We start from the raw sequence: 23,746 nt of genomic DNA on the forward strand, positions 1-23,746 counted from the left end.
GACCTTAGGCACGGACGCTGACAGCCTTTGTCAGTACCGTCCTAAGCTGCAGCCGCCTGTAGAACGACGCGTGGGTCGACGAGACAGAACTGGTTGCCTTCGGGATCGCGCATGACCGTATAGGTGGGGAGGACGCGATCGACCGTGGCGCCTGCTTCCTTGAGGCGCTCGACTTCGACGCCGCGATCAGTAACTTCAATGTCGAGATGGACGCGATTGTTGTCGAAGACGCGGCCATCGACATTCTGGAAGCAGATCGACGGACCGGGGCCATCAATCATGACAGTCGTGTCAGTCTCGGGCGTCAGGCCAAGAGCGGCGAGGCGCGCAATTTCGTCTTCGTCATAAGCACGAACGTCATAGCCATCGAGAATTTTAGCCCAGAACTGAGCCAGAACGGCGGGCTTGTCGCAATCGAAGACGATCTCGTGGATCACACCCATTTGCGTTTATCCTTTGTCGTTGTCCTCTTCGAGTTAGACAGCAAATGCGGCAAGTTTAGAGCGCGGGTGTTTGGCCCTGCTGCTGAACGGTTGTGGCTGTAGTGGAGCCCGGCGCTGAAGCGCCGGGCTTGATTGGTTAGTGGCGTTTATCGGTGTGCAGCAATTGCCCAAGTGAGGGCAGCCGGGTTGGCGGCGTCTGTTCGCTGCTCGGGCGCTGTGGTGGCCGGGGCTGCTGTTGGCTATGCCGCGGCACATTGTGGGTGTGATTTATCGGCTGCGGGCGCTGGAATTGGTTTTTAGGCATGAGTGATCCTGTCCGCCTCGGCGAAAGCCAAAGGCAGTTGAAGACGTGCAAAGCGTGCAGAAGACCACACGCAAGTGAACTGAAGTGACGACGCCGTCAGCGCGGAAAGTTGGGGTTAGGGGAAGACCAAAGCCGTCCAAAAATCATCCGTCGCAACACGCGCAAACATGACCGGCGGGACCTCGATGCGAGGGCGCCAAGAGCGGTCAGTAGCGTCCGGTGTGCGGGTTCAGATGTTCATTTCTGGACGGGGCCTCCTGGGCAGTTGCGGAACGTAGCCTACAAAAAGAAAACGGCCCGGGTCAACTGGGCCGTCCTGATTTGATTGTCGACGCTTTAGATCAGGGCTCGAGCTGACCCTGGGTGGGGTCTTCCTGGGCGCTGACATTAGGCTCGTTGCGGGTCTTCCACAGCGAGAACAGGATGCCGCCGGCCAGGATCGCGATGGTGACCGTGAGGGACAGCAGCGTGTCGATATGGATGTGGAACGGCACGAGCGAGATCTTGATGCCGACCAACACGAGGATGATGGCAAGCGAGGTCTGCAGGTAACGGAAGCGGTTCATCGCGGCCGCAAGGGCAAAGTAGAGCGAACGCAGGCCGAGGATCGCGAAGATGTTCGAGGTATAGACGATAAACGTATCCTGGGTGACTGCAAACACAGCCGGAACCGAGTCGACGGCGAAGATCAGATCGACGACTTCGACCATGATCAGGGCCACGGCGAGCGGCGTCAGGAAGGTGACGATCTTTCCGGTCTTGGGATCAGGCTCTTTGACCGTGAAATTACGGCCATGCAGCTTCTTGGTGACGCGGAAGCGCTTGGAGATGAACTGGTAGACCTTGTTCTCTTCCAGGTTCGGCTCTTCGTCCTGATGCTTGAACATGCGGATGCCGGTGAACACCAGAAAGGCACCGAAGCCGAGCAAAATCCAGCTGAACTGATTGACGAGCGCGGCACCGACACCGATGAGCACGGCGCGGAAGAGAATGACGCCCAGAATGCCCCAGAACAGCACGCGGTGCTGATAGAGACGGGGGATGCCGAGGAAGCCGAAGATCGTGGCGATGACGAACATGTTGTCCATCGCCAGGCTCTGTTCGAGCAGGTAGCCGGTGTAGAATTCGAGGCCCGCGGTCGCGCCGCGCTGCCACCATACCCAGCCGCCGAAGGCGAGGGCAATTGCAACGTAAAAGCCATAGAGCAGCAGGCTCTCCTTGGCTTCGATCTCGTGCTCGTCCTTGTGCAGGATGCCGAGGTCGAAAACAAGCAGAGCTATAACGATAGTGATAAAGGCAACCCAGAAATAGATGGGTGTACCGAGGAACTCGCCCGTCAGGGCGGCAAGAAGCGACTCCATTTCGCCGGACCTTCTCCATGTGAAAGTTGGAGCAGCTCCGACATCGTCATGGGGGACCATGACCAGAGGGGCCCGGCGCTGCCCCTCTAAAATGCTCAAACCGTAGAAAAGTTCAAGCCCCCTTGTGAGGGGGCCTGTAAATGCGCTGAACGCCTTAATTTCCGGGCATGGGCGGCGGATTGCCGCTCGGCGGTGCACCCGCCGGCCTGCCGCCAGACGTGCTTCTGGTCGCGGTGAGGTCGACTGGAATCGTCACCGTTCCAGCGAGCGGACCAGTCGGGCTACCCGTGATCGCGAGCGTCTGCTGGGCGACTTCCGCTTCGGAATTATCCCGAAACACCATATCCGTCGCGATGGTGATGCGACCGAGGTTGCTGGTGCCGTTGCTGTAGCGGCTGTCGGCTGCATAGACGTCAGCCGAGATGTCGTGCGGCAAGGCGATTTGGGCGGTGAGAAGAGAAGCATCGCCGGAAACGGCTTTCTCCGCATTTTCAAAGACTTCGAAGTGGATATGTGGCCAGCGCCCGTCATAGCAACCGGGGAAGATCGTCGTAAATCGCACCTTGCCTTCGGCATCGGAAATGCCCACGCCGCGAAGATAGTTGGCATCGGGTGTGTCGTAGAGCGAATAGAGGCCGGTCGTATCGCAGTGCCAGATGTAGATGGCGTGATTGGCGAGCGGCGTGCAGCCGTCGGCATTGACCAAGGTCAGCTCAAGATCGAGCTGGACGCCTTCGGCAACGGGCGTCAACGTGCCGAACGATGGGCGCAGATCAGTGCGGATGACGCCCTCTTGCGTCAGGGCATTGACCACCTGGCCGCTGCGGACATTGGAGCCATCGGCGGGGTAGGGGCCGGCCGTTTCCCATGGCAGGGCGATGCATTCCAAAGCGGAGGCGGGAAGACCGGTAAGCGCGACGGCGCCGACGCCACCAAAGAGGGCCAGCAGGCTTCGGCGGCTGACAAGGCGCGGAAGATCGTGCCGGAAGCCTAGATCGTGGTCGTCGTGGTCATGAAGCATCTGCGGGATCCTGTCCGTGGGGCCATTGAAACAGTCAAGGTCTATGCCTTGATCTGCAAATCAACTACCCGCCAGCGCCTGACAGGATGGCTACCGGCAGATGAAATCTTGGCAAGGAACAGCCGGCGCTCAGCGCGGCGTGCAGAGCATCACAATGGCATCAGCCGTTTCGAGCTGAACCGCAACGCCGTTGACCGGGTCATTGACGGTGCGGGCTGTCTGGATGCCGGCATTGCCGCGGAGATTGCCATCATTGAGACCGGCGCCGTCTTCGTAGGGCGTCAGTGTCCCGGTTCCGGAATTGGGGTCGCCGGCGGTGCGCGAGGCCCAGCCATAGACGCTGCCATAGATGGTCAGGATGCCGACGCGATTGGTCGATGCGTCGCGGCAACTCCAATTGCCTTGGTAGATCTGCGCCATCGATGGCACGGACAGGGCGAGGAACAGCAATAGGGCAAGGGCGAATCGGCGCATGCGGTGAGAGTGCCGATGGCCTAAGCCATATTCAAGTGCTGCGCCGCAATCTGGGTCCGATGATGGGCAAGCTGGTGAGTGCCAGCAACACTTTCATCTTCATTGGCATGCGGTAATCCCGGAGCTTCGAAAAACCAACGATCTCAGCGCGATAAACTATCTCGTCGCGCTGGTTCCGGGCGGTCAACCGATTGAAGAGGAGGCCCCAACCCAGAAGCGAATTGGATGGTCTCTTGTCAGTCACGATCAATTCATAGGTGACCGTGTCGCCGGGGCGCACGGGCACTTTGAATTCCATGGAATTGACGCCGGGCGACGGGCCTGAAACACCGGGCTCCTGACCCAGTCCGCGCAAGCGCTCGGCCTCATCAAACAGAGCATCGACCATCTTGCGGTGGCCGACGCTGACGGTGTGCCAGCCGCTCGCGACGAGACCGCCGAAGTGGCTATGGCGCGCCTGGTCTGGATCAACGTGGAAATATTGAGGGTCGTAGAGTTTGGCGAAGCGGATGATTTCTTCTTCGGAAAAGGTGTGGCTGCCGAGCGGAAACACTTCGTCGATGACGATATCTTCGAACCAACGCGTCATGCGAGGGCCTCGCGGCATTCCACCAGATTGGCCAAGCGCATGGTCATTACCGGCTTGTCCTTCTGATTGCGGATATCGAAATCGAGCGTGACGATGCCCCATTGCGGATGGCTGGTGGAGCGGCGCAATTCGGCAATGGTGACTGTACCGCCGATGGTGTCCCCAACCATGAAGGGGTTCTTCCATTTGAGATTTTCAAATCCCAGCCCGCCGGCCGAGGCAACGTTGCCCAGAAAACTATCCACCAGCATGCGCAGGCTGAGGGCACCGGTCTGCCAGCCGCTCGAGGCCAAACCACCCAATAGACTTGCCTTGGCGGCCTTTTCATCGATGTGGAAGGGCAGGGGATCGAACTCGTGAGCGAAATCGAAAATCATCTGCTTGGTCACGGTCACATGGCCAAGGGTGATAATCTCGCCAACGGTCAGGTCTTCAAAATGCCGCCGGTCGCGCGTGACAGGATTGGTCATCGTCTTTCCCTATACGTCAACCGGCTTTTCGCATGACGCTGGCGTCTGGGCAAGGGTGCAGCAGTCGCCGTTCAGGCGTCTGCCTTGACGCGCATATCTTCGGTTAGAAGGCTGCGGAACTCGGCTTCCGGCATGGGTTTGCCGAAGTAATATCCCTGCGCCTCGGTGCAGCCTGCGGCGGTGATGGTTTCGAGTTGGGCGAGCGTTTCGACGCCTTCGGCCGTGGTGCGCATACGAAGATTGCGCCCGAGGGTCGCGATCGACTGAACGATCGAGAGGCTGTCGGGGCGATTTTCGAGATCGCGTACGAAGCTCTGATCGATCTTGAGTTTGTCGAAGGGGAAGCGCTGCAGATAGCTTAGCGACGAATAGCCCGTGCCGAAATCGTCGAGCGCTATGGTGAGGCCGAGGGCGCGAAGCTGGTGCAGCGCTTCAAGATTGACGGCGTTGTTTTGGAGCAGGACGGACTCGGTGATTTCGAGTTCGAGCCGCCGCGCATCGAGTTCGCTGGTGGCAAGGACAGCTTTGACGATGTCGATGAGGCCAGGGCGCCGGAACTGGACCGGCGAGAGATTGACCGAAACGCGAACATGCTCAGGCCAGTTCAGCGCGTCCTGGCAGGCCTGATGGAGCGCCCATTCGCCAAGGACTTCGATGGCGCCGGTTTCCTCGGCGAGCGGGATGAACTGAGCGGGCGAGATCATGCCATGGTCGGGATGGCGCCAGCGCATTAGGGCTTCGCCGGCAACGATGCGGCCGGTGTCGAGCCTGATCAGCGGCTGATAATAGAGCTGGAACTGGCCAAGCTTGATACTGCGCCGCAGATCGGTTTCGAGCTGGCGCCGGTATTGCATGTCCTCATCCATCTTGGACGAGAAGAAGCGATAAGTGCTCTTGCCTTCGCTCTTGGCACTATAGAGCGCGAGATCGGCATTCTTCATCAAATGGTCGGTCTCGACACCGTCCTTGGGCGCTAACGCGATACCGACGCTGGTGCTGATGATGATCTCATTCTGATCGACGTGATATGGCTGGCCGATGCTCGCAATGATCGCATGCGCCAGCGTTTCGGTGCTCTCAGTCGTGCTGTTCTCGCAATAGTGCAGCACGGCGAACTCGTCGCCGCCGAGCCGGGCGACGATGTCGCGCTCTGAGGCCGCGTGGCGCAGGCGTTCAGCCACCTGGCGCAGCAGCACGTCGCCGACCGGGTGACCCAGGGTATCGTTGACTTCCTTGAAGCGGTCGAGATCGAGATAGAGCACAGCGAAGTGCTTCTGGTTCTTGGAGAGGGCGTGCACCGCCTGGGTGATGTTCTCCCAGAACAGCAGGCGGTTTGGCATGCCCGTCAGATTGTCATGGTGCGCCATATGGAAGATGCGGTTTTGTGCGCGATGGCGCTCAGTGACATCCTCAAAGGTGCAGACCCAACCGCCTTCGGAGGTCGGCTCACGGGAGACCACCAGCACCGTGCCATTGGGCAGGTGGTGCGTGTGGTCGTTGAGAAGCGCAATGTCGCCGCGGGCAGCGGCGCCGGGCTCATGGACCGCGTCTGTCAGCAGATCGGAATCGATGAGGTTGCGGAGGGCCATTCCAGGCGCGGCTTCCGCCTCGGTCAGGCCGAATAGGCTGAGAAATTGCGGGTTGCAGACGATGACGCGCTCTTGCCCATCGATGAGGCAGAGGCCGAGGGACATGGCATCGAGCGCAGCGTCGAAGCGCGCGTTTTGTAGCGCCAGACTGCTCTCGCTTTGCTCAAGTACTTTCTGAGCGCGGCCCAACAAGCCATTGTGGACCAGCAAAAGCGCAATCAGAGCGCAACCGCAAACGAACATGCCCAGAGCAACGTATGCAAGAGCCTGCTGCAGGGTGAAAAGCTCAGCGCGTGCCGCCTCGATGCGATCGATGTTCCAGACGTTGGCGTCGGTCGATAGACGAACCAGCTTGGGATAAACCGGCTCTAGGATGGTGGAGATTTGCGCAGGCGCGTCAGGTGCCGAGATCGTCGTGATCAGCGGCCGCACCGTCTCGATGGCCGTGCTCAGATCGGCAAGGATTTTCGCGGCTCGATCGTCTGTGCGGATCAGTTCCTGAACGGCGACATCGCGCAAAGTCTTGATGCGGTTAACGACGATGTCGAAGCGGAGCTTCACCTCGGCTTCGGTGATTGCAGGGTCGCCCATGCCATAGGCGCTGACGCGTTGCTGGAGGCGTGCGAATTCGCTTGGCACCTGGGCAATGGTCCAGGTGACATTGTTCAGGCCAACGCTTTCGAGCGCAGCCTGCCGCTGGAAAAATAGCGCGGAAATGTAGATCGCCGAGGCAAAAAAGCCCAGGATCACAACGGTCAGCGCTATGCGAAGGAAGCGCATGGTGAGCGACTTTATCCCATGGTGTAATGTCGCGTCAGACGGCGTTCTGCCTATTCGACGTCGATCTCCTTAACCTGCCAAACTGCGCGCCCGTAATAGGGTTGTCCCTGCAATTTGGCATCCGAATCAAATGGATAGATGACGAAGAATGGGCCCTGATCGTCGACAGGCATATAGTCGCCATTGCGTTTAACAGCGAGAATCGTGCCGAAATCTGTGAAATCCGAGGTCGGGATATCGACGCTGTAATCATTGAGCGCAACGACCGTCGCGGTGGTGCCTTCCGCCTTGGCGGCTTCAAGGATTTTCGCGATCGGTACGCCTTCAAAATCGACCACGCCCTCATTCCAGGGGGTCTTCGTTTTGACGGATACGAGGCCCATGGCCTCAAGCTCGTTGCGGTCGTAAGTGACTGTGCCTGCTGGGCTAACCACGGTGAGGGTGGGCAGGTCCTGGGCCATGGAGGGCGTGGCTGCGGCCGCGAAAGCGGCAAGTCCGAATGCTGCAAGAAGACGAAATAGAGTCATGGAAGAGTTCCTCTGTCATCCCCAGATTGCAATGGGAGTTCTTAAGACCCGTTAAGGTCCACAACTTCATCACTACAGGCTTAACGGGCGGTGATCCGTGTCTATCGTATTTATGCGCAACTTCCACCAGGGAGCGGTCTAAAGACTTGCCTGGCGGCCGGCCGCCCTGAATTCCAGCGGTGCAAGACCGCGGCGGCGTCGCAGTACTTTAGCGAGATAATTGCCGTCCGAAAAGCCAGTTGCAACAGCAATTTCGGCGACTGACATTTCGGTCGCGAGGAGGAGGCGCTCGACGCGTTCGAGGCGTTTTTCGAGGACGTAATCGGAGGGTGCGAGGCCCACTTCGGCACTGAACATGCGGACGAAATGGGCGCGGCTGAGCTCGGCTATTGCCGCGAGGCGCTCGATGGGGAGAGGGGCCGCAATGTGGGTTTCGATGTGAGAGAGAACGCGCGAAACGCTTGAGGGTAAAGACTTTTCCGCCGGCGGCCTACTACCGAAAACGGTGTCATGGAGACTGGTCATGGCGGCATAGGCGGCGTTTGACGCGAGGCCGGGTGACGGGTCGGTCATTTCGAGGACGTCGAGACAGGCGGCAGCTAGCCGGTCGACTTGCGCTGTTGCGGGTTCGAGGACTGGGCCGGCACTCTCGATGATCTCGCGGGCGAGGCGTAGGGCTTCGCGGCCATTGAGCAGTAGCCAGAAATATTCCCACTCACCGCCGCGCTCGAGCCAATAACGGTGCGCGTGGGGGATGGTGATTATCATGATTTTTCCGGGGGTTAGCCGGTGGCGTGTGCCCGCATAGTCAAGGCGGCCTTCGCCCAGGGTCGTGTGCTGCAGGACGAGGAAAGGGGCGGTGCCGCGCTTGGTGCCATCCCAGGAATAGACCTCGTTACGTCGCTGCTCGTAACCAGCGCTGACACTCATGCAATGCAGCGGCGCGGCACTGCGTGGCAGATTGAGCGAGCGAATATCGTGGCCGTGGTCGAGAAGCTGGGAGAGCACAAAATTACCCATGATGGCACAAGCTTTCTCTACACCAATGGGTGCGCAGCAGCTAGCTATTGGTAACATTACGTTACCGTTGAGCGGTGCACGGGAGGAAATATGTCATTCAAGGTTGCTGTGATCGGCGCTGGGTCGGTCGGCTTTACCAAAACGCTGATTTCGGACTTGCTGAAGGTGCCGGAATTTGTCGGTTGCGAATTTGCGCTGACCGACCTCAATCCGCACAACCTCGATATGGTCAAGCAGATCATCGAGACGATCGTGTCGGTGAACAAACTGCCGGCCAAGGTGACGGCGACCACCGATCGTCGCGAAGCGCTGGCTGGCGCGCGCTATATCATGAGTTGCGTGCGCGTCGGCGGACTTGAGGCTTTTGCGACCGACATTTCCATTCCGCTGAAATATGGCGTCGACCAGTGCGTGGGCGATACCATTTGTGCCGGTGGCATTCTCTATGGCCAGCGCAACATTCCTGTGATCCTCGACTTCTGCAAGGATATCCGCGAAGTCGCCGAGCCGGGCGCACTGTTCCTTAACTATGCCAACCCCATGGCGATGAACACCTGGGCGGCTGACCTTTATGGCGGCGTCAATGTGGTGGGTCTCTGCCATGGCGTGCAGCATGGCGCACACCAGATTGCCGAAGTGCTGGGGGTGAGGGATGACGAGCTCGACTATGTCTGCTCCGGCATCAATCACCAGACCTGGTATATCGACATTCGCGCAAAGGGCCGGAAGATCGAAAAGGAAGAGCTGATCGCGGGCTTTGAGAAGCACCCGATCTATTCCAAGACCGAAAAGGTGCGCATCGACGTGCTGAAGCGGTTTGGCGTCTATTCGACCGAGTCGAACGGGCACCTTTCCGAATACCTGCCCTGGTACCGGAAGCGTCCGGACGAGATCAATCGCTGGATCGACATGAGCGACTGGATTCATGGCGAGACGGGCGGTTATCTGCGCTATTCGACCGAGCGCCGGAACTGGTTCGAGACCGATTTTCCGATGTTCAAGGAGCAGGCGAACAAGCCGCTTTCCGAACACAAGCGGACCAGCGAACACGCAAGCTACATCATCGAAGCGCTGGAAACCGGGCGGCCCTATCGCGGGCATTTCAACCGCCGCAACAATGGCATCATCACCAACCTGCCCGATGATGCGATCATCGAAAGCCCGGGCTATGTCGACCGCTTCGGGATCAACATGATCGAGGGCATTACCCTGCCGACGGCTTGCGCCGCTACGTGCTCGGTTTCGGTTTCGGTGCAGCGTCTTTCGGTCGAGGCTGCGATGACGGGCAATCTCGATACGCTCAAGCTTGCCGTATTGCACGACCCACTGGTCGGGGCGATCTGCACGCCGGACGAAGTTTGGGCCATGGTCGACGAGATGGTGGTCGCTCAAGCCAAGTGGCTGCCGCAATATGCCGACGCCGTGCCGGCGGCCCAGGAGCGCGTGGCCAAGTCGACGGTCAAGACGCGCGACTGGGAAGGTGCTGCACGCAAGAAGGTTCGCTCGGTGGAAGAACTCCGCGAAATGAGCGGCGCACACCACTAGGCTTTTCAAGTTTGACGCGACCTCCCAAGCGTCATTTTGGCCCCGGCGAAAGCTGGGGCCATTTTCATTGAGGGTGTGTACGTATTTTTCAGCGTTTGCTCAAGGCCCTGACGGGTGTATGGTATCGAAAGGTACTACCGGAGGTCGCCATGGCGGTTTCAGTCAAGCTCGACGACGACATGCGTGAACGCGTGCAAACTGTGGCCGACAGCAAGCAGCGTTCGGCACACTGGGTAATGCGCGAAGCTATTCGGACCTACGTGGAAAAAGAAGAAGCTCAGCAGAATCTTGATCAGGCTTCCCAAGAGGCCATGGAGCATTATCGCAAGACGGGCCTACACGTCACTCATGCGGAAGTCACTAAGTGGCTGGAAAGCTGGGGTACTGACGACGAACTGGATCCGCCTCAGTGCCACAGGTGATCTATTCAGACCGGGCGCTCAACGATCTTCGCCGGTTGCGCGTATTCCTGATGGACAAGAACGCGCCAGCAGCGTCAAGGGCGAGCAAAACGATACTCTTCCATCTCGATGTACTGCAGGTAGCGCCAGATATTGGACGTCTTGTTGGGGACGGGCCTAGTCGGGAACTAGTCATTCCCTTTGCCAATGCTGGCTATGTAGCACGTTACGAGCATGATGTCGTCGAGGACATTGTTGTGGTGCAAACCATCAGGCATCAGTTGGAAGAATCCGCGAGATAATTCTCTGCCTGCGCCGACGTCGACTTTTCCCGCACTTGGTCCGGATTTCAAAGATCAACTTGCCGCCGCCTCCTCGGGCAAATAGCTTCTCCCTGGGGAGAACTAACACATGGCAAAGCCAGCGCATTTTGTGGTTGTGGGCGGGGGGACGGCCGGGTGGATCGCGGCGTTCATCATTCAGGATGAGGCGCGGCGGCGCGGGTTGGATTTCAGGATTTCTGTGGTCGAGAGTTCGCGTATCCCGACGGTTGGGGTAGGGGAGGCGACGACGGCGGCGTTTCGTGTTCTCCTCAAGCACTTTGGGATCGATGAGTTTGAATTCTTCCGCAAGACCGATGCGAGCTTCAAGCTTGGGATTAAGCATGAGGACTGGCGACGGAAGGGCTACACCTATTACGGGCCGATCGATGATCCGCATCAGGTGGTGCAGGCGCCGCCGGGGTCGCCTTCGGATTATCTGAATGTCTATGCGGTGGCGGCGGGCAGGGCGGTGCAGGAGATGCATATGTTCCAGCCACTGCTGGAGCAGAAGAAGGCGCCATATGCGTTGAAGGCGGACGGGTCGCTGATCCCGCTGGGGCCATTTCACCACGCCTATCATTTCGATCAGGCGCTGGTGGGGAAGTTTTTCGCCAGCAAATCCAAAGGTGTCGAGAAGGTCGATGCGCTGGTGGCCGGGGTCGAGCGAGATGGCGAGAGCGGGGATATTTCCGCGCTGGTGCTGGACGACAATTCGCGGCTTGAGGGCGACTTCTTTATCGACGCGACGGGTTTCCGAAAGCAGATCATCGTCAAGGCGCTCGATGCCCCTTGGAAGAGCTATGCGCATGAACTGCCGGTCAATCGGGCGCTGCCGTTCTGGATCGATGTGAACGAGGGGGAGGAGCTTCCCAATTACACGCGCGCCTGGGCACAGAGTTCGGGCTGGATGTGGCAGATCCCGACGCGTACACGCTTTGGCTGCGGCTATGTTTATTCCGATGAGTTTTCGACGCCGGAACAGGCCAAGGAAGAGGTCGAGCGGGTGCTGGGCCACGAGATCGAGGTGCGGAGCGATATTCGGTTCCAGATCGGGCGGCTGGAAAAGGCGTGGATCGGGAACTGCGTTGCCGTTGGACTGAGCTCGAGTTTTTTGGAGCCGCTGGAATCGACGTCGATTCATGGGACCATCGTGCAGATGATGCTGTTTGCGCAGCGTTATATGGATGAGCCTGGAAAGATCTCGCAGAAGGCACGTGACGATTATAACGCGCGAGTTGGACGGCAGGTCGATGATTTCCGGACGTTCGTCAATACGCACTACATGACCGAGCGAGACGATACGCCGTTTTGGCGCGAGGTGCGGGCCAATCGCATCCACCTCGAGACTAAGGAGCGGCTGGCGCGCTGGCAAAAGCAGATGCCGCGGCATGGGGATTTTCCGAACTATCTTGGTGGCCTGCCGCATATCGAGACGCAGCTGCATTATCCGGTGCTGAATGGGCTGGGGCTCCTGGACCAGAACTTGGCGCGCAGGGAGATGGAGGCTGATCCAAAGCTCAGGCGCTTTGCGCAGCAGACATTTGATGGCCTTGTGAGGGAATATCGGGCGGCCGCGAACCAGGCGCTGGGACATCGGGAATTTTTGGATATCGTGCAGGGCATGGCGTGAGCGATTGGATGGGGTTTGTCCCGGCCGTGCTGGGATTGCTGGCCGTGCCGGGGCCAACCAATACGCTGATGGCGGCAAGCGGGGCGCAACGGGGGGTGCGGCAGTCGCTGCATTTGCTGGTTGGGGAGCTCGGCGGTTACGCGATTGCGATCACGGTTTGGATCGAGATTGTGGGCGCGGTCGCAGCGCGAGAGCCGATGCTGGCGGTGGTCGCAAAGCTGGTGGCCGTGGCGTTTCTCTATTGGTCGGCGTGGAAGCTCTGGCGGAATGCGGGGCAGGCGGATTTGGGGCAGCGTGGGATTACGCTGGGGCGCGTTTTTGTGACGACGTTGCTTAACCCCAAGGGGCTAGTGTTTGCTTAACCCCAAGGGGCTAGTGTTTGCTTTTGCGATTTTTCCGAGTGTTGGGTTTGTCGAGCGGCTGCCTTATGGCGTCGTGTTTGCGGCGGTCGTCATTGGTACGGCGATTGGGTGGATGTCGCTGGGGAAATTGGCGCAACGCGGCGCGGCGGGATCGCTGACCTCGGCGCGGGTGGAGCAGATTACTGCGGTTGCGCTGGCGGTGTTCGGGACGGTGTTGGCGGTGCAGACGCTTCAGTCTCTAGGCTGAGCAGAGAACGTAGGTATCGCGCCAGCCACTAGCATCCCCCTCATCCGGCCCTTTGGGCCACCTTCTCCCCGCGGGGGAGAAGAATGGATCCGTGCTTGCGTGGGCAGGGTGCCCCTTATTCCTCGCCCCATCGGGGAGAGGGTGGATCGCCCGCAGTGCGAGACGGGTGAAGGGGACTCTCAGGCGTCGTGCCTTTCGAGCGTAGTTCTCATAGCCTCCTCGCCTTAAACCGCTCCACCGGAGCGCTTTACCCTTCGGGACGCCTCGAAGCATTGACATCCAACCCAAACCGACCCAATTGGAACCCAACAATTTCCCGGAGTTTCCCATGGGCTTTAAGATGGGCATCGTCGGCCTGCCGAATGTCGGCAAGTCGACGCTTTTCAATGCGCTGACCCGCACCGCGGCGGCTGCCGCTGCCAACTTCCCGTTCTGCACCATCGAGCCCAATGTGGGCGATGTGCCGGTGCCTGATGCGCGGCTGCAGAAGCTGGCGACGATCGGCAAATCGGCGACGATCCTGCCGGCGCGCATGAGCTTTGTGGATATTGCGGGCCTCGTGAAGGGTGCGTCGAAGGGCGAAGGGCTGGGTAACCAGTTTCTGGCGAACATTCGCGAATGCGACGCTATTGCCTATGTGCTGCGATGCTTTGAAGACGGCAATATCATCCACGTTGCCAATAAGGTTGACCCGCTGGCCGATGCCGAGGTGGTCGAGACCGAGCTGATGCTGGCCGATCTTGAAAGCCTCGAGAAGCGCCGCAATGGCGTGGAAAAGAAGGCCAAGGGCAATGACAAGGACGCCAAGGTTACGCTCGAGCTGATTGATCGTTCGCTTGTCCTGCTGCGCGATGGCAAGTCGGCGCGCTTTGTCGAGCGGTCGGCCGAGGAAGAAAAGGCGTTTCAGGAGCTGCAGCTTCTCACCTCGAAGCCGGTGCTTTACGTCTGCAATGTCGACGAAGGGTCGGCCGAGAACGGCAATGCGATGAGCAAGCTGGTTGAGGCCTATGCCAAGGCCAATGATGCAGGTGTCGTGATCATTTCGGCTGAGATTGAATCGCAGCTGGCTCAGTTGCCGGATGCCGAGCAGGCCGAATATCTGGAATCGCTGGGGCTGCATGAGCCGGGCCTCAACCGCATGATCCGTGAGGCTTATGATCTGCTTGGGCTGCAGACCTACTTTACGGTGGGCCCTAAGGAAACGCGCGCCTGGACGATCCATAAGGGCGACAAGGCTCCGGCGGCGGCGGGCGTCATCCATACCGATTTCGAGCGCGGGTTCATCCGTGCGCAGACGATTGGCTTTGATGATTTTGTGACGCTCGGCGGCGAAGTTCCGGCCAAGGAAGCGGGCAAGGCGCGCGACGAAGGCAAGGAATATGTCGTCAAGGATGGCGACGTGATGCTCTTCAAGTTTAACACTTAGAGGCGTCCCGCAGGGCAAATCGCGCCAGTGGCGCGATTTGAGGCGAGAAGGCCATGAGCGCTCTGCGCGAATGGCTGGGGCTAGGGCACTGATGTAAATCCCCGCGCAAGTGGGGATTTTTTGTTTGTGCCACGACCTCGTGGTTCGAGGCCTCGCTTCGCTGCGCACCTCACCATGAGGTCTACTGGGAAGTTAGTGCGGGCCCATGGCTGGCTGGTTGGTGCCGCAGGGGCCGCCGTCCATGTTGATGGCGATGTCTTGTTTGTCGCCGGCAAAGCTGAGGGCTTCGTACCAGTGGCTGATCTCTTTGGTGCTGGCTGGGATGTAGTGGAAAATCAGCGAGCGGCGGAAGCGGTCGGGGCTGGTGTTGGGCGTCGAGCCGTGGATGACGCTGCCGTTGAAGAAGAGCACGTCTCCGGCTTTGAGCTGCATCATTTGCGGTTCGAGGCCCGGTGGGGGCTCGACGTGTTCGGTGGTGAAGAACCGGGTGGGGTCTGACGGTTCGGGGCAGGCGATGTCGAGCATGGACGTTTGGGGTACGCACATCATGCCGCCATTGTCGGCATCGGCGTCGTCGACGGCGATCCAAGCGGCCATGCAGGTGCCGGGTTTTACGCGCAGGTAGAAATTGTCCTGGTGTAGATCCTGGCCGCGGGCGCCGGGGGGCTTGAAGTAGAACATGGACTGGCAGGCAAAAGGTTCTTCGCCGAAGAGATCGGTAAGGACTGGCTGCAAACGCGGATCGAGCATGTAGCGCATGGCAAGCTGGCCGACCTCTTTGTCGGGGTGCTTGTGCGGATGCATCATGCGGGGATAGCGGCTGAGCGGGTCGTTGGGCGTGTTGCCGCGCGGCGTGTCGGATAGGCCGGGGACGGGGCCATCGGCTGCGGCGTCCATGAACGTCTCACGGATTTCGGCGATTTCTTCGGGCGTGATCAGGCCGCGGACGGCGAGGAAGCCGTCGCGTTCGAACTGCGCTGCCTGTGTGTCATTGAGAAAAGCGTGTGTCATTCCGACCTCCCTTTTGGAGGAAGATTAGGCCGGGACCAGGCTACTGGCCATGGAACATGCTGCCGATGATATGTAATATCCTGCTATGAACGAAATGGCAGAAAGCCCGTATCAGTCGGCGCGGCGGCTTCTTACGGGGCACTTTGATGAGACATCGGGCTATCGTGCCGTGCGGCGGCGCGGGGTGGGCGATTGGCTGCTGGTGCACACGACGGGTGGGCGCGGGCGGTTTGGATATGCCGGCGGCGAGCTGATCGTTGAGGCGGGAGACTGGGTGCTTTTGCGACCGGGAACGCCGCATGATTATGGGGTCGAGGCGACGCTTGAGCGATGGGAGCTGGTGTGGGCGCATTTTCAGCCGCGGACGGAATGGCTGGACTGGCTGGCTTGGCCGGTGGTGTCGGGTGGGCTGATGCATCTGCGGATCGAGGACGCAGGTTTGGCGGCGCAGTTTGCGGGGGTACATGCGGTGCTCACTGGTTCGCAGCTTCGGCGGGAGGCGCTGGCGTTCAATGCGCTGGAGGCGGTGTTGCTCGGGTGCGACGGGTACAATGAGCGGGAGGCTCAGGCCGGCGATGGACGCGTGCGCAAGGCGCTGGATTTCATCGAAGATCGGCTGGCGGAGAAGCTGCTTATCGATGATGTGGCTGAGGCGGTGGGCTTGTCGGCGTCGCGATTGGCGCATGTGTTTCGGGAGGAAACAGGCGAGACGGTGCAGGGGCATATCGAGGCGCGGCGGATGCAGCTGGCAGCGGATTTGCTGCAGCGGACGAGTTTTCCGGTGAAGCAGATTGCCGCGAGTGCCGGGTTTGAAAGCCAGTTCTATTTTTCCCAGCGGTTTAAGAAGTGGATGGGGGGTTCGCCACTGCGGTTTCGGCAGCAGACGCCGGAGAGTTGATTGCTAAGCGGATGTCATCCCTGCCTTGAGCCGGGATCTATCTTGAGATCTCAGGATGGGCCCCGGCTCAAGGCCGGGGTGACAATCGAGTGTGGGACTGGCGCAGGGCGGGAGCCCCCCGCCATTCGACCATAGGTCTCATGGCCTAGTCCCCTCAAATCCCTCCAATGGAGCGATTTGCCTGCGGGACGGGGCCTAGCCTTCAATCGTATCCTTCCGCATCTGGCTCGGGGTCATGCCATAGGCCTTGCGAAAATGTTCGTAGAACTGGGTCTGGCTAACGAAGCCGGATTGGAATGCGACGTTGGCGATGGAGAGGCTGCCGTCGAAGAGGAGGGAGCGGGCGCGGATGAGGCGCATGCGGGTGACGAATTTCTGGACCGAGATGTGCATCACCTTGGTGAAGAGGTTGGTCGCGTAATTGGGGTGGAGCCCGACGACCTTGGCGATGTCCTCGGCGGAGAGGGGATCGGTGATGTTTTCAACGATATGGCGAACCATGCGAACGACGTAGCGCACCGGCGTCGTGGTGCGCGTGCGGGTGCCGGATTTTTCGAGCCAGGCGGGGAGGAGCGTGTCCCAACCGGTGATGGCGGCGCGGCGGAACATGGTACCGATTTCGGTGCGGACGAGGTCGGCGCGGAGCGAATTGCCGCTGCGATAATCGGCGTGCCAGCGTTCGAGCGTGTCGAGACCGATGCATTCGGGCGTGAGCTGGATGACGCCGCCGCCCATCAGGGTTTCGGTGAGGCGGCCGAGATGGGGCATTTCGAGGAAGGCGTCCATCGGCAGATAGATATTGAGCTGACGCGCATCGGCGACGTCGTGAAGGGCTACGGTCTGGTGGGGAATGCCAGCCCAGAAGGCGACGAGGCGGTTGGCACCAACGGTGATGGGGCCGCCGTCGAAGGAATAGTCCATCTGGCCCGAGGTCAGCCAATTGAACTCGATATGGCCATGACTATGGGGCGCGGACATAATCTGGGGCGGAAATGCGCGGATGCCGAAGCGGCCAAAAGCCTTGCCCGAGGCATAAAAGCTGCGGTCCGGACGCGGGGTCGGGCGGGGCGCCTTCTCGCGGGGGCGCATTTGGGACAAAACAACTGTCATACTTATCAGCGGGCTTCTTAGAAAACCGGAATAAGTCTCTATCATTCCGGATTGCATCATCGCTGGCAAGTCGTAGGTTGAGATCGTGCACGGGACCAGAGTCAGCGAGGAGAAACTGACTCGACGCATCACGCGCTAGCCCGTTGCGAAGGGAGGTTCTATTGAGAAAGCCTATCTATGCCCTTGGCGGGGCAGGACTTTTGCTGTCCGTTTCCATGTCCGCCGTTTTCGCTCAGACCGAGTGGACCACGCCACCAGATCCGCCGGAATTCGCCGCACAGAGCGAACCGGTATTCGTGAGCGGTTCCGATATCCAGGAATACAAGGCGCTGCCGGAATATCATGAGCCGGACTTCGTCAAGGCATTCGTCGATGCCGGCAAGCTGCCGCCGGTCGCCGAGCGCCTGCCCAAGGAACCACTGGTTTTCAAGACCCCCAACATGCCAGACGGCATGGGCGTTTATGGCGACACGATGCGCCACGTCATTGGCGGCCGTCCTGACGGCTGGAACTATATCGGTGGCGCGACCCAGGGTTGGGGCGGCATCGACATCGGCATGTACGAATGTCTGACGCGTACCGGTCCGCTGTTCCAGGTGAAGGCCGACGAACTTGAGCCGTTGCCAAACCTGGCCAAGAGCTGGGAATGGTCCGAAGATGGCCACGAACTGACCATGCACCTGATCGAGGGTGCGAAGTGGTCTGACGGCGAGCCTTTCGGCGCCGACGACGTCATGTTCTATTGGGAAGACAACGTTCTCGACACCAATGTCGCCCCAACGGGTGGCGCAACACCCGAAAGCTTTGGCGAAGGCACGACGCTCGAAAAGATCGACGACGCGACCGTCAAGTGGACCTTCAAGCAGGCCAAGCCCACGCAGTTCCTCTATGCCATGGCCTATGGCACGTTCTGCCCAGGGCCGGCGCATATCCTCAAGCCGCAGCATCCGAAATATTCGGAAAACAACTACGATCAATACAAGAATGCCTTCCCACCTGAATTCCTGAACTTCCCGGTTATGGGTGCGTGGGTGCCGGTGGAATACCGTCCGGACGACGTGATCGTGCTGCGCCGCAATCCCTATTACTGGAAGGTCGACGAGAACGGCAATCAGCTGCCCTATCTCAACGAAGTCAGCTATCGCCTCTCGACCTGGGCTGATCGCGACGTGCAGACCATTGCCGGCACGGCCGACTTCTCGAACCTCGAACAGCCGGAAAACTTCGTGGAATCGCTTCGCCGTGCGGCGGAAGAAACCGCTCCGGCTCGCCTACAGTTCGGCGCCCGCACGATCGGCTACACCCTCTATCCGAACCTTTCAGGCAATGGCTGGGGTGAACCGAACGAGCTGAGCCAGGCTGTGCGCGAGCTCAACCGGAATATCGATTTCCGCAAGGCGATCACCTATGCGATCGACCGCAAGAGCCTCGGTGAATCCCTCGTCAAGGGGCCGTTCACGACGCCTTATCCGGGCGGTCTCTATGCCGGCACGAGCTTTTACGACAAGGATTCGACCGCCTTCTTCGGCTACGACATGGAAAAGGCCAAGGAATATCTGGCCAAGGCCGGCCTCGAAGACACCGATGGCAATGGCGTCGTCAACTTCCCATCGGGCACGGCGGGTGGTCAGGACGTCCAGATCACCATGCTGGTCAATGCCGACTACACCACCGACAAGAGCCTTGCCGAAGGTGTGCTCGCACAGATGGAAGCCCTCGGGATCCGCGTCATTCTCGACACGGTGAGCGGCAACTCGCTGGCCGAATACCAGCAGGGCGGCAAGTATGACTGGGCGATCCTCCGCAACGGTTCGGACCTCGTCTCGGTGGTTCAGGGTACGGCTGGGCTTGCCCCGGTTGGTCCGCGTACGGCCTTCTCGCACCGCGCCGGCACTGACGGCACGCTCGACCTGATGCCGTTCGAGCAAGAGATGGTGGATACGGTCAACAAGTTTATCGCCAGCGCCGACAATGCGGAACGCGCTGACCTGATGAAGACCTACCAGCAGATCTATACGCAGAACCTCTATGCCATCGGCCTGACCCAGTATCCGGGTGCTCTCTTGATCAACAAGCGCTTCGCCAATATCCCGGCCGGCGCCCCGATCTTCCAGTTCAACTGGGCCGAAGACAACGTGATCCGCGAACGCCTCTATGTACCGGCGGACAAGCAGACCACGAACGAGTTGCATCCGAACACCCTGCCCAATACGCCGGGTGTGGGTAACGGACCGATTTCCAACTGATCCCTCTCCAATGACAGGTTCGGCGGCGGCACGCTGCCGCCGGACTTCGACCCAAAAAGTTTCTGCCAGAAGAGAGTGTGATGCTGCGCTTCCTCGTATTCCGGATCCTGGGGGCCATCCCCATCCTCATTCTGCTGAGCATCGTCACCTTCCTGATCATTCAGGCGCCTCCGGGCGACTATGGCGACTATATCCGCACCATGGCGATCAACCGCACCGGCGCCACCGCCGAGCAGGCCCAGGCCATGGCCGAAGCCTATCGCGCTGCCAATGGGCTCAACGATCCGCTGATCGTGCAATATTTCCGCTGGATCACCGGCGTCGTGACCCGCTTCGATTTCGGGCAATCGCTCTACTACAACAAGCCCGTGGGCGATGTGGTGGCCGAACGCCTGCCGCGCACGATCCTCCTTGCTCTGACCTGCCATATCCTGGCTTCGGTGATCGGCATCAGCCTCGGCATTCTCGCGGCGACCCGTCAATATTCCTGGGTCGATACGGTGCTGGGCTTCATTTCCTTCATGGGCATGACGATCCCGCGCTTTCTGCTCGCGATCATCATTCTCTATGTTCTCGTCTTCCGGCTCGGGGTGAACGAGATCGGCAGTTTCAACTCGGCCCATTGGGGCGGCCAGCCCTGGGGCTGGGGACGGTTCGTCGACCTCGTCGCGCATGTGTGGCCGGTCGTGCTTGTCGCGACGATCGGTGGGCTCGCCTATAATATGCGCGTGATGCGCGCCAATCTACTCGACGTGCTCAACAGCCAATATGTCGAGACGGCGCGCGCCAAGGGTCTGCCGGAAAGCGCCGTGATCATGCGCCATGCCGTGCCCAATGCGCTCCATCCCCTGGTCGCCTATCAGGGCGTCGTACTGCCCTACATGCTAACGGGTGAAATCGAGGTTGCGATCGTCTTTGGCCTCGCCACCGTCGGTCCGGCAATCGTGGGCTCGATGGGTGTGGGTGACGTCTGGGTGACCGCGACGTTCGTCATGGTGCTCGCCGTCACGCTCATCATCGGCAATATCATTTCCGACGTGCTGCTTGCGCTGCTCGACCCGCGCATTCGCCTGGGCGGGGAGAAGTCCAATTGACTAGGTATCACGATCCAAATCCCGGCTCTTCCATTCCTCTACCGCCCGACGCCGCCGGCCCCATGCCGACGCCCGCAGAGGAAGCGGATACGCCCGAGGTCAATTCGCGATGGAGCAGCACCAGCGACGAGGGTTATCTGGCGCTCGTCTGGCGGCGGTTCCGGCGCTCGACGATCGGCATGATCGGCCTCGTGCTGGTTGTGCTCCTCATCGTCGTCACGATCTTTGCCGATTTCTTCGCGCCGCAGGATCCGAAGGCTGCCGATATCGGCTTTGCGCCGCCCGATCATGTGAGCTTTTTCAAGGGCGATGGCAGCTTCACGCTCATTCCGGTGGTGTTTCCAATTGCCGAAGGCGATGAGCTTGATCCCATTACCTTCCAGCCGCTGGTTGGGCCGGACTATGACAACCCGACCGAGCTTGGCTTCTTTGTGCGGGGGTATGAATACCGACTGCTGTGGGTGATCCCGGCCAATATCCACTTCTTCGGGCCGGTCGATCTGGAAAAGACGGTGCACTTCCTCGGCACTGACAAGTTCGGACGCGATATTCTCGCGCGTGGCTTTGTCGGGGCACGGATTACGCTGACCATTGCGCTGGTGGTGGTCACGCTGACGACGATCGTCGGGACGCTGGTGGGGATTACGTCGGGCTATATTGGTGGGCGGTTCGATTCCTGGGTGCAGCGGGTAGTTGAGTTCATCTTGATGTTCCCCCAATTGCCGCTCTATCTGGCGCTGACGACGCTTATTCCGGCAACGGCGCCATCCAATGTGTTCATTGCCTTCGTCATCGGCGTGATCGCGGCCTTGGGGTGGGCGCAGCTCAGTCGCGAGGTGCGATCGAAGACCTTATCACTCGCGCGGATCGAATATGTGCGTGCAGCGATTGCCGTGGGTGCCTCGGATCGACGGATCGTCGTGCGTCACATTCTCCCCAATGTGCTGAGCCACATCATCGTCGCGGTGACGCTGGCCATCCCAAGCGTCGTGCTGCTCGAGAGCTTCCTTGGTTTCCTCGGCTTTGCCGTGAAGCCGCCGCTGATCTCCTGGGGGCTGATGCTGCAGGACACGTCGTCCTATTCGGTCATCGGATCCTATCCGTGGATCCTCTCGCCCGTCATCTTCGTGCTGATCACCGTCTTTGCGTTCAACGCGCTGGGCGATGGCCTGCGCGACGCCGTCGACCCCTATTGAGGCCAGTGTCATGACCCCCAGCAATCCAGTTTCGAGCGAGCGGCATGACCTTGGTACCCACGGGCGCGAGTTGATCCTCGACGCGCGGAATGTGGGTGTCGATTTCAAAGTGGAAGGCGGCACGGTGCACGCGGTGCGCGATGTGTCGTTCCAGCTTCACAAGGGCGAGACCATTGCTCTTGTAGGGGAATCTGGGTCCGGCAAATCGGTGACGGCGCGGACGCTGATGAAGCTTCTGACCAAGCGAGCCACTATCCTCCCCAATACGCGGATCACGCTTTCGGGCAAGGATGTCGTCAAAATGGGCGACAAGGAGATGCGCAAGCTCCGTGGCAATGACATTGCCATGATCTTTCAGGAGCCAATGAGTTCGCTCAATCCGGTCTACACGATCGGGCAGCAGCTTTGTGAGGTCATTCACCTCCACAACAAGGTCTCGCGCGACGAGGCGATGAAGCGCGCCGAGGCACTGCTGACCGAGGTGCAGATTCCGGAGCCGCGGGCACGGCTGAACAACTTTCCCCACCAGCTTTCTGGCGGACAGCGGCAGCGCGTGATGATCGCCATGGCGCTGGCTAACCGGCCGGATGTGCTGATTGCCGACGAGCCGACGACGGCTCTCGACGTGACGGTGCAGGCGCAGATCCTCAATCTTATCAAGGACCTGAAAGACAAGTATGGCATGGCGGTGATCCTGATCACCCATGACCTGACGATCGTCCGGCAGTTTTCAGAATATGTCTATGTGATGCAGAACGGTCGCGTGCAGGAGCACAATGCGACCGAGGCATTGTTCGCCAATCCGCAGCACGCCTATACCAAGCATCTGCTGGCCTCCGAACCCAAGGGGACAGCGCTGCCGCTGGAAGAGGGCGCGCATGATACCGTGCTCGAGGGCAAGCAGGTGAAGGTGGCGTTTACGCTCAAGCGTGGCGGATTTTTCAAGCCCGACTTCTTCGAGCTCAAGGCCGTCGACAATCTCGACATCAAGCTGATGCGTCATGAGACGCTCGGGATCGTGGGCGAAAGCGGCTCGGGGAAGACGACGTTTGGGCAGGCGCTGGTGCGGTTGATCGGCAATCAGGGCGGGCAGATCTGGTTCGATGGCGAACGGATCGATGGCAAGGACCGCCAGGCCATGCGGCCGTTGCGGAGCCGGATGCAGATCGTGTTCCAGGATCCGTTTGCCTCGCTCAATCCGCGCATGTCGATCCGCCAGATCATCGAGGAAGGGCTCGTGGTCAACGGCATCGGCGCGAATAGTCGCGAGCGCGTCGACCGCGTGAGGCAGGCGCTGCGCGATGCCGGCATGCCGGACAATATCCTCTCGCGTTTTCCGCATGAATTCTCGGGCGGGCAACGCCAGCGTATCGCGATTGCGCGCGCTATCGCGCTCGAACCCGAATTCATCCTCCTCGACGAGCCGACATCGGCTCTCGATCTTTCGGTTCAGGCCCAGATCATCGACCTGCTACGCAAATTGCAGGACGAGAAAGGCCTCTCCTATCTCTTCATTTCGCATGACCTCAAGGTCGTGCGGGCCCTATGCCATCGGGTGATGGTGATGCAGCACGGCAAGATCGTGGAGCAGGGGCCGGTCAATGAAGTGCTCATCAACCCCAAAACCGAATATACGGCGCGTCTCGTGCGGGCCGCATTCGAAATAGCTGCCTGACGAC

23 protein-coding genes are annotated in these 23,746 nt (G+C 59.9%); 12 read left to right on the plus strand and 11 right to left on the minus strand.

All coding sequences use genetic code 11. The features are described from left to right. Nucleotides 1–41: 41 nt before the first annotated feature. The 9 genes from ASG47_RS15165 to ASG47_RS15205 form a co-directional block, all read right to left on the minus strand. Nucleotides 42–443: a VOC family protein gene (locus ASG47_RS15165; protein WP_061910482.1), complete on the minus strand. Its 402-nt coding sequence runs from the start codon at nucleotides 441–443 to the stop codon at nucleotides 42–44. 645 nt (nucleotides 444–1,088) lie between these two features. Continuing rightward, nucleotides 1,089–2,108: a TerC family protein gene (locus ASG47_RS15170; RefSeq protein WP_061910484.1), complete on the minus strand. Its 1,020-nt coding sequence runs from the start codon at nucleotides 2,106–2,108 to the stop codon at nucleotides 1,089–1,091. Nucleotides 2,109–2,262: 154 nt separating this feature from the next. Continuing rightward, the gene (locus tag ASG47_RS15175; protein WP_061910486.1) at nucleotides 2,263–3,129 is read right to left on the minus strand and encodes a hypothetical protein; all 867 of its coding nucleotides are present in this window, start codon (nucleotides 3,127–3,129) and stop codon (nucleotides 2,263–2,265) included. A 129-nt stretch (nucleotides 3,130–3,258) separates the two neighbouring features. Beyond that, nucleotides 3,259–3,603, minus strand: coding sequence for a hypothetical protein (locus ASG47_RS15180; protein WP_061910488.1), 345 nt, complete (start codon nucleotides 3,601–3,603; stop codon nucleotides 3,259–3,261). Nucleotides 3,604–3,634: 31 nt separating this feature from the next. Beyond that, nucleotides 3,635–4,192, minus strand: a complete 558-nt coding sequence (locus ASG47_RS15185; RefSeq protein ID WP_061910490.1) for a MaoC family dehydratase — start codon at nucleotides 4,190–4,192, stop codon at nucleotides 3,635–3,637. Continuing rightward, a complete protein-coding gene (locus ASG47_RS15190; RefSeq protein WP_061910492.1) occupies nucleotides 4,189–4,662 on the minus strand; it encodes a MaoC family dehydratase in 474 nt (157 codons plus the stop codon). Before ASG47_RS15190 ends, ASG47_RS15185 begins: the two co-directional genes overlap by 4 nt. A 71-nt stretch (nucleotides 4,663–4,733) precedes the next feature. Beyond that, complete coding sequence (locus ASG47_RS15195; protein ID WP_061910494.1) at nucleotides 4,734–7,031, minus strand: putative bifunctional diguanylate cyclase/phosphodiesterase; 2,298 nt, start codon at nucleotides 7,029–7,031, stop codon at nucleotides 4,734–4,736. A gap of 50 nt (nucleotides 7,032–7,081) precedes the next feature. Further along, nucleotides 7,082–7,558: a molybdopterin-dependent oxidoreductase gene (locus tag ASG47_RS15200; RefSeq protein WP_061910496.1), complete on the minus strand. Its 477-nt coding sequence runs from the start codon at nucleotides 7,556–7,558 to the stop codon at nucleotides 7,082–7,084. Between the two features lie 138 nt (nucleotides 7,559–7,696). Beyond that, nucleotides 7,697–8,578, minus strand: coding sequence for an AraC family transcriptional regulator (locus ASG47_RS15205; RefSeq protein WP_061910499.1), 882 nt, complete (start codon nucleotides 8,576–8,578; stop codon nucleotides 7,697–7,699). 90 nt (nucleotides 8,579–8,668) lie between these two features. Here ASG47_RS15205 and ASG47_RS15210 point away from each other — a divergent pair, with 90 nt between their 5' ends. The 7 genes from ASG47_RS15210 (at nucleotide 8,669) to ychF (ending at nucleotide 14,512) form a co-directional block, all read left to right on the plus strand. Further along, a complete protein-coding gene (locus tag ASG47_RS15210; protein ID WP_061910501.1) occupies nucleotides 8,669–10,123 on the plus strand; it encodes an alpha-glucosidase/alpha-galactosidase in 1,455 nt (484 codons plus the stop codon). A 149-nt stretch (nucleotides 10,124–10,272) separates the two neighbouring features. Next, nucleotides 10,273–10,545: a CopG family ribbon-helix-helix protein gene (locus ASG47_RS15215; protein ID WP_061910820.1), complete on the plus strand. Its 273-nt coding sequence runs from the start codon at nucleotides 10,273–10,275 to the stop codon at nucleotides 10,543–10,545. Continuing rightward, nucleotides 10,533–10,826: a type II toxin-antitoxin system RelE/ParE family toxin gene (locus tag ASG47_RS15220; RefSeq protein WP_061910503.1), complete on the plus strand. Its 294-nt coding sequence runs from the start codon at nucleotides 10,533–10,535 to the stop codon at nucleotides 10,824–10,826. Before ASG47_RS15215 ends, ASG47_RS15220 begins: the two co-directional genes overlap by 13 nt. A gap of 109 nt (nucleotides 10,827–10,935) precedes the next feature. After that, nucleotides 10,936–12,477 (plus strand): tryptophan halogenase family protein, encoded by a 1,542-nt coding sequence (locus ASG47_RS15225; protein ID WP_061910505.1) that lies wholly within the window; start codon nucleotides 10,936–10,938, stop codon nucleotides 12,475–12,477. After that, nucleotides 12,474–12,839: a LysE family translocator gene (locus ASG47_RS15230; protein ID WP_156464126.1), complete on the plus strand. Its 366-nt coding sequence runs from the start codon at nucleotides 12,474–12,476 to the stop codon at nucleotides 12,837–12,839. The genes ASG47_RS15225 and ASG47_RS15230 overlap by 4 nt, the downstream gene beginning before the upstream one ends. After that, nucleotides 12,832–13,086, plus strand: a complete 255-nt coding sequence (locus tag ASG47_RS15235; protein ID WP_061910509.1) for a hypothetical protein — start codon at nucleotides 12,832–12,834, stop codon at nucleotides 13,084–13,086. The genes ASG47_RS15230 and ASG47_RS15235 overlap by 8 nt, the downstream gene beginning before the upstream one ends. 328 nt (nucleotides 13,087–13,414) lie before the next feature. Continuing rightward, on the plus strand, nucleotides 13,415–14,512 hold the full coding sequence (gene ychF, locus ASG47_RS15240) for a redox-regulated ATPase YchF (RefSeq protein WP_061910511.1): 1,098 nt from the start codon (nucleotides 13,415–13,417) through the stop codon (nucleotides 14,510–14,512). A gap of 192 nt (nucleotides 14,513–14,704) precedes the next feature. Here ychF and ASG47_RS15245 read toward each other — a convergent pair whose 3' ends face one another. Then, on the minus strand, nucleotides 14,705–15,523 hold the full coding sequence (locus tag ASG47_RS15245; RefSeq protein ID WP_061910513.1) for a phytanoyl-CoA dioxygenase family protein: 819 nt from the start codon (nucleotides 15,521–15,523) through the stop codon (nucleotides 14,705–14,707). 94 nt (nucleotides 15,524–15,617) lie between these two features. Here ASG47_RS15245 and ASG47_RS15250 point away from each other — a divergent pair, with 94 nt between their 5' ends. Then, a complete protein-coding gene (locus ASG47_RS15250; RefSeq protein ID WP_162243267.1) occupies nucleotides 15,618–16,421 on the plus strand; it encodes a helix-turn-helix domain-containing protein in 804 nt (267 codons plus the stop codon). 195 nt (nucleotides 16,422–16,616) lie between these two features. Here the strand turns inward: ASG47_RS15250 and ASG47_RS15255 are convergent, their stop codons facing one another. Next, complete coding sequence (locus ASG47_RS15255) at nucleotides 16,617–17,531, minus strand: helix-turn-helix domain-containing protein (protein WP_162243268.1); 915 nt, start codon at nucleotides 17,529–17,531, stop codon at nucleotides 16,617–16,619. A gap of 215 nt (nucleotides 17,532–17,746) precedes the next feature. Between ASG47_RS15255 and ASG47_RS15260 the strand changes: the two genes are divergently transcribed. The 4 genes from ASG47_RS15260 (at nucleotide 17,747) to ASG47_RS15275 (ending at nucleotide 23,742) form a co-directional block, all read left to right on the plus strand. Next, nucleotides 17,747–19,777 (plus strand): ABC transporter substrate-binding protein, encoded by a 2,031-nt coding sequence (locus ASG47_RS15260; protein ID WP_061910519.1) that lies wholly within the window; start codon nucleotides 17,747–17,749, stop codon nucleotides 19,775–19,777. A gap of 80 nt (nucleotides 19,778–19,857) precedes the next feature. Then, on the plus strand, nucleotides 19,858–20,871 hold the full coding sequence (locus ASG47_RS15265) for an ABC transporter permease (protein ID WP_061910521.1): 1,014 nt from the start codon (nucleotides 19,858–19,860) through the stop codon (nucleotides 20,869–20,871). Between the two features lie 62 nt (nucleotides 20,872–20,933). Further along, nucleotides 20,934–22,067: an ABC transporter permease gene (locus tag ASG47_RS15270; RefSeq protein WP_061910523.1), complete on the plus strand. Its 1,134-nt coding sequence runs from the start codon at nucleotides 20,934–20,936 to the stop codon at nucleotides 22,065–22,067. 10 nt (nucleotides 22,068–22,077) lie between these two features. Next, entirely contained in the window at nucleotides 22,078–23,742 is a 1,665-nt protein-coding gene (locus ASG47_RS15275) for an ABC transporter ATP-binding protein (RefSeq protein WP_061910525.1), read from the plus strand. Nucleotides 23,743–23,746: the final 4 nt, after the last annotated feature.

Source organism: Devosia sp. Leaf420 (assembly GCF_001425445.1).
Taxonomy (GTDB): Bacteria; Pseudomonadota; Alphaproteobacteria; order Rhizobiales; family Devosiaceae; genus Devosia.

Excerpts from the sequence above, each read along its gene's own strand:
- ASG47_RS15165 (WP_061910482.1), bottom strand. The coding sequence starts at position 443 with ATGGGTGTGATCCACGAGATCGTCTTCGATTGCGACAAGCCCGCCGTT.
- ASG47_RS15170 (WP_061910484.1), bottom strand. The coding sequence starts at position 2,108 with ATGGAGTCGCTTCTTGCCGCCCTGACGGGCGAGTTCCTCGGTACACCC.
- ASG47_RS15175 (WP_061910486.1), bottom strand. The coding sequence starts at position 3,129 with ATGCTTCATGACCACGACGACCACGATCTAGGCTTCCGGCACGATCTT.
- ASG47_RS15180 (WP_061910488.1), bottom strand. The coding sequence starts at position 3,603 with ATGCGCCGATTCGCCCTTGCCCTATTGCTGTTCCTCGCCCTGTCCGTG.
- ASG47_RS15185 (WP_061910490.1), bottom strand. The coding sequence starts at position 4,192 with ATGACGCGTTGGTTCGAAGATATCGTCATCGACGAAGTGTTTCCGCTC.
- ASG47_RS15190 (WP_061910492.1), bottom strand. The coding sequence starts at position 4,662 with ATGACCAATCCTGTCACGCGCGACCGGCGGCATTTTGAAGACCTGACC.
- ASG47_RS15195 (WP_061910494.1), bottom strand. The coding sequence starts at position 7,031 with ATGCGCTTCCTTCGCATAGCGCTGACCGTTGTGATCCTGGGCTTTTTT.
- ASG47_RS15200 (WP_061910496.1), bottom strand. The coding sequence starts at position 7,558 with ATGACTCTATTTCGTCTTCTTGCAGCATTCGGACTTGCCGCTTTCGCG.
- ASG47_RS15205 (WP_061910499.1), bottom strand. The coding sequence starts at position 8,578 with ATGGGTAATTTTGTGCTCTCCCAGCTTCTCGACCACGGCCACGATATT.
- ASG47_RS15210 (WP_061910501.1), top strand. The coding sequence starts at position 8,669 with ATGTCATTCAAGGTTGCTGTGATCGGCGCTGGGTCGGTCGGCTTTACC.
- ASG47_RS15215 (WP_061910820.1), top strand. The coding sequence starts at position 10,273 with ATGGCGGTTTCAGTCAAGCTCGACGACGACATGCGTGAACGCGTGCAA.
- ASG47_RS15225 (WP_061910505.1), top strand. The coding sequence starts at position 10,936 with ATGGCAAAGCCAGCGCATTTTGTGGTTGTGGGCGGGGGGACGGCCGGG.
- ychF (WP_061910511.1), top strand. The coding sequence starts at position 13,415 with ATGGGCTTTAAGATGGGCATCGTCGGCCTGCCGAATGTCGGCAAGTCG.
- ASG47_RS15245 (WP_061910513.1), bottom strand. The coding sequence starts at position 15,523 with ATGACACACGCTTTTCTCAATGACACACAGGCAGCGCAGTTCGAACGC.
- ASG47_RS15250 (WP_162243267.1), top strand. The coding sequence starts at position 15,618 with ATGGCAGAAAGCCCGTATCAGTCGGCGCGGCGGCTTCTTACGGGGCAC.
- ASG47_RS15255 (WP_162243268.1), bottom strand. The coding sequence starts at position 17,531 with ATGACAGTTGTTTTGTCCCAAATGCGCCCCCGCGAGAAGGCGCCCCGC.
- ASG47_RS15260 (WP_061910519.1), top strand. The coding sequence starts at position 17,747 with ATGTCCGCCGTTTTCGCTCAGACCGAGTGGACCACGCCACCAGATCCG.
- ASG47_RS15265 (WP_061910521.1), top strand. The coding sequence starts at position 19,858 with ATGCTGCGCTTCCTCGTATTCCGGATCCTGGGGGCCATCCCCATCCTC.
- ASG47_RS15270 (WP_061910523.1), top strand. The coding sequence starts at position 20,934 with ATGCCGACGCCCGCAGAGGAAGCGGATACGCCCGAGGTCAATTCGCGA.
- ASG47_RS15275 (WP_061910525.1), top strand. The coding sequence starts at position 22,078 with ATGACCCCCAGCAATCCAGTTTCGAGCGAGCGGCATGACCTTGGTACC.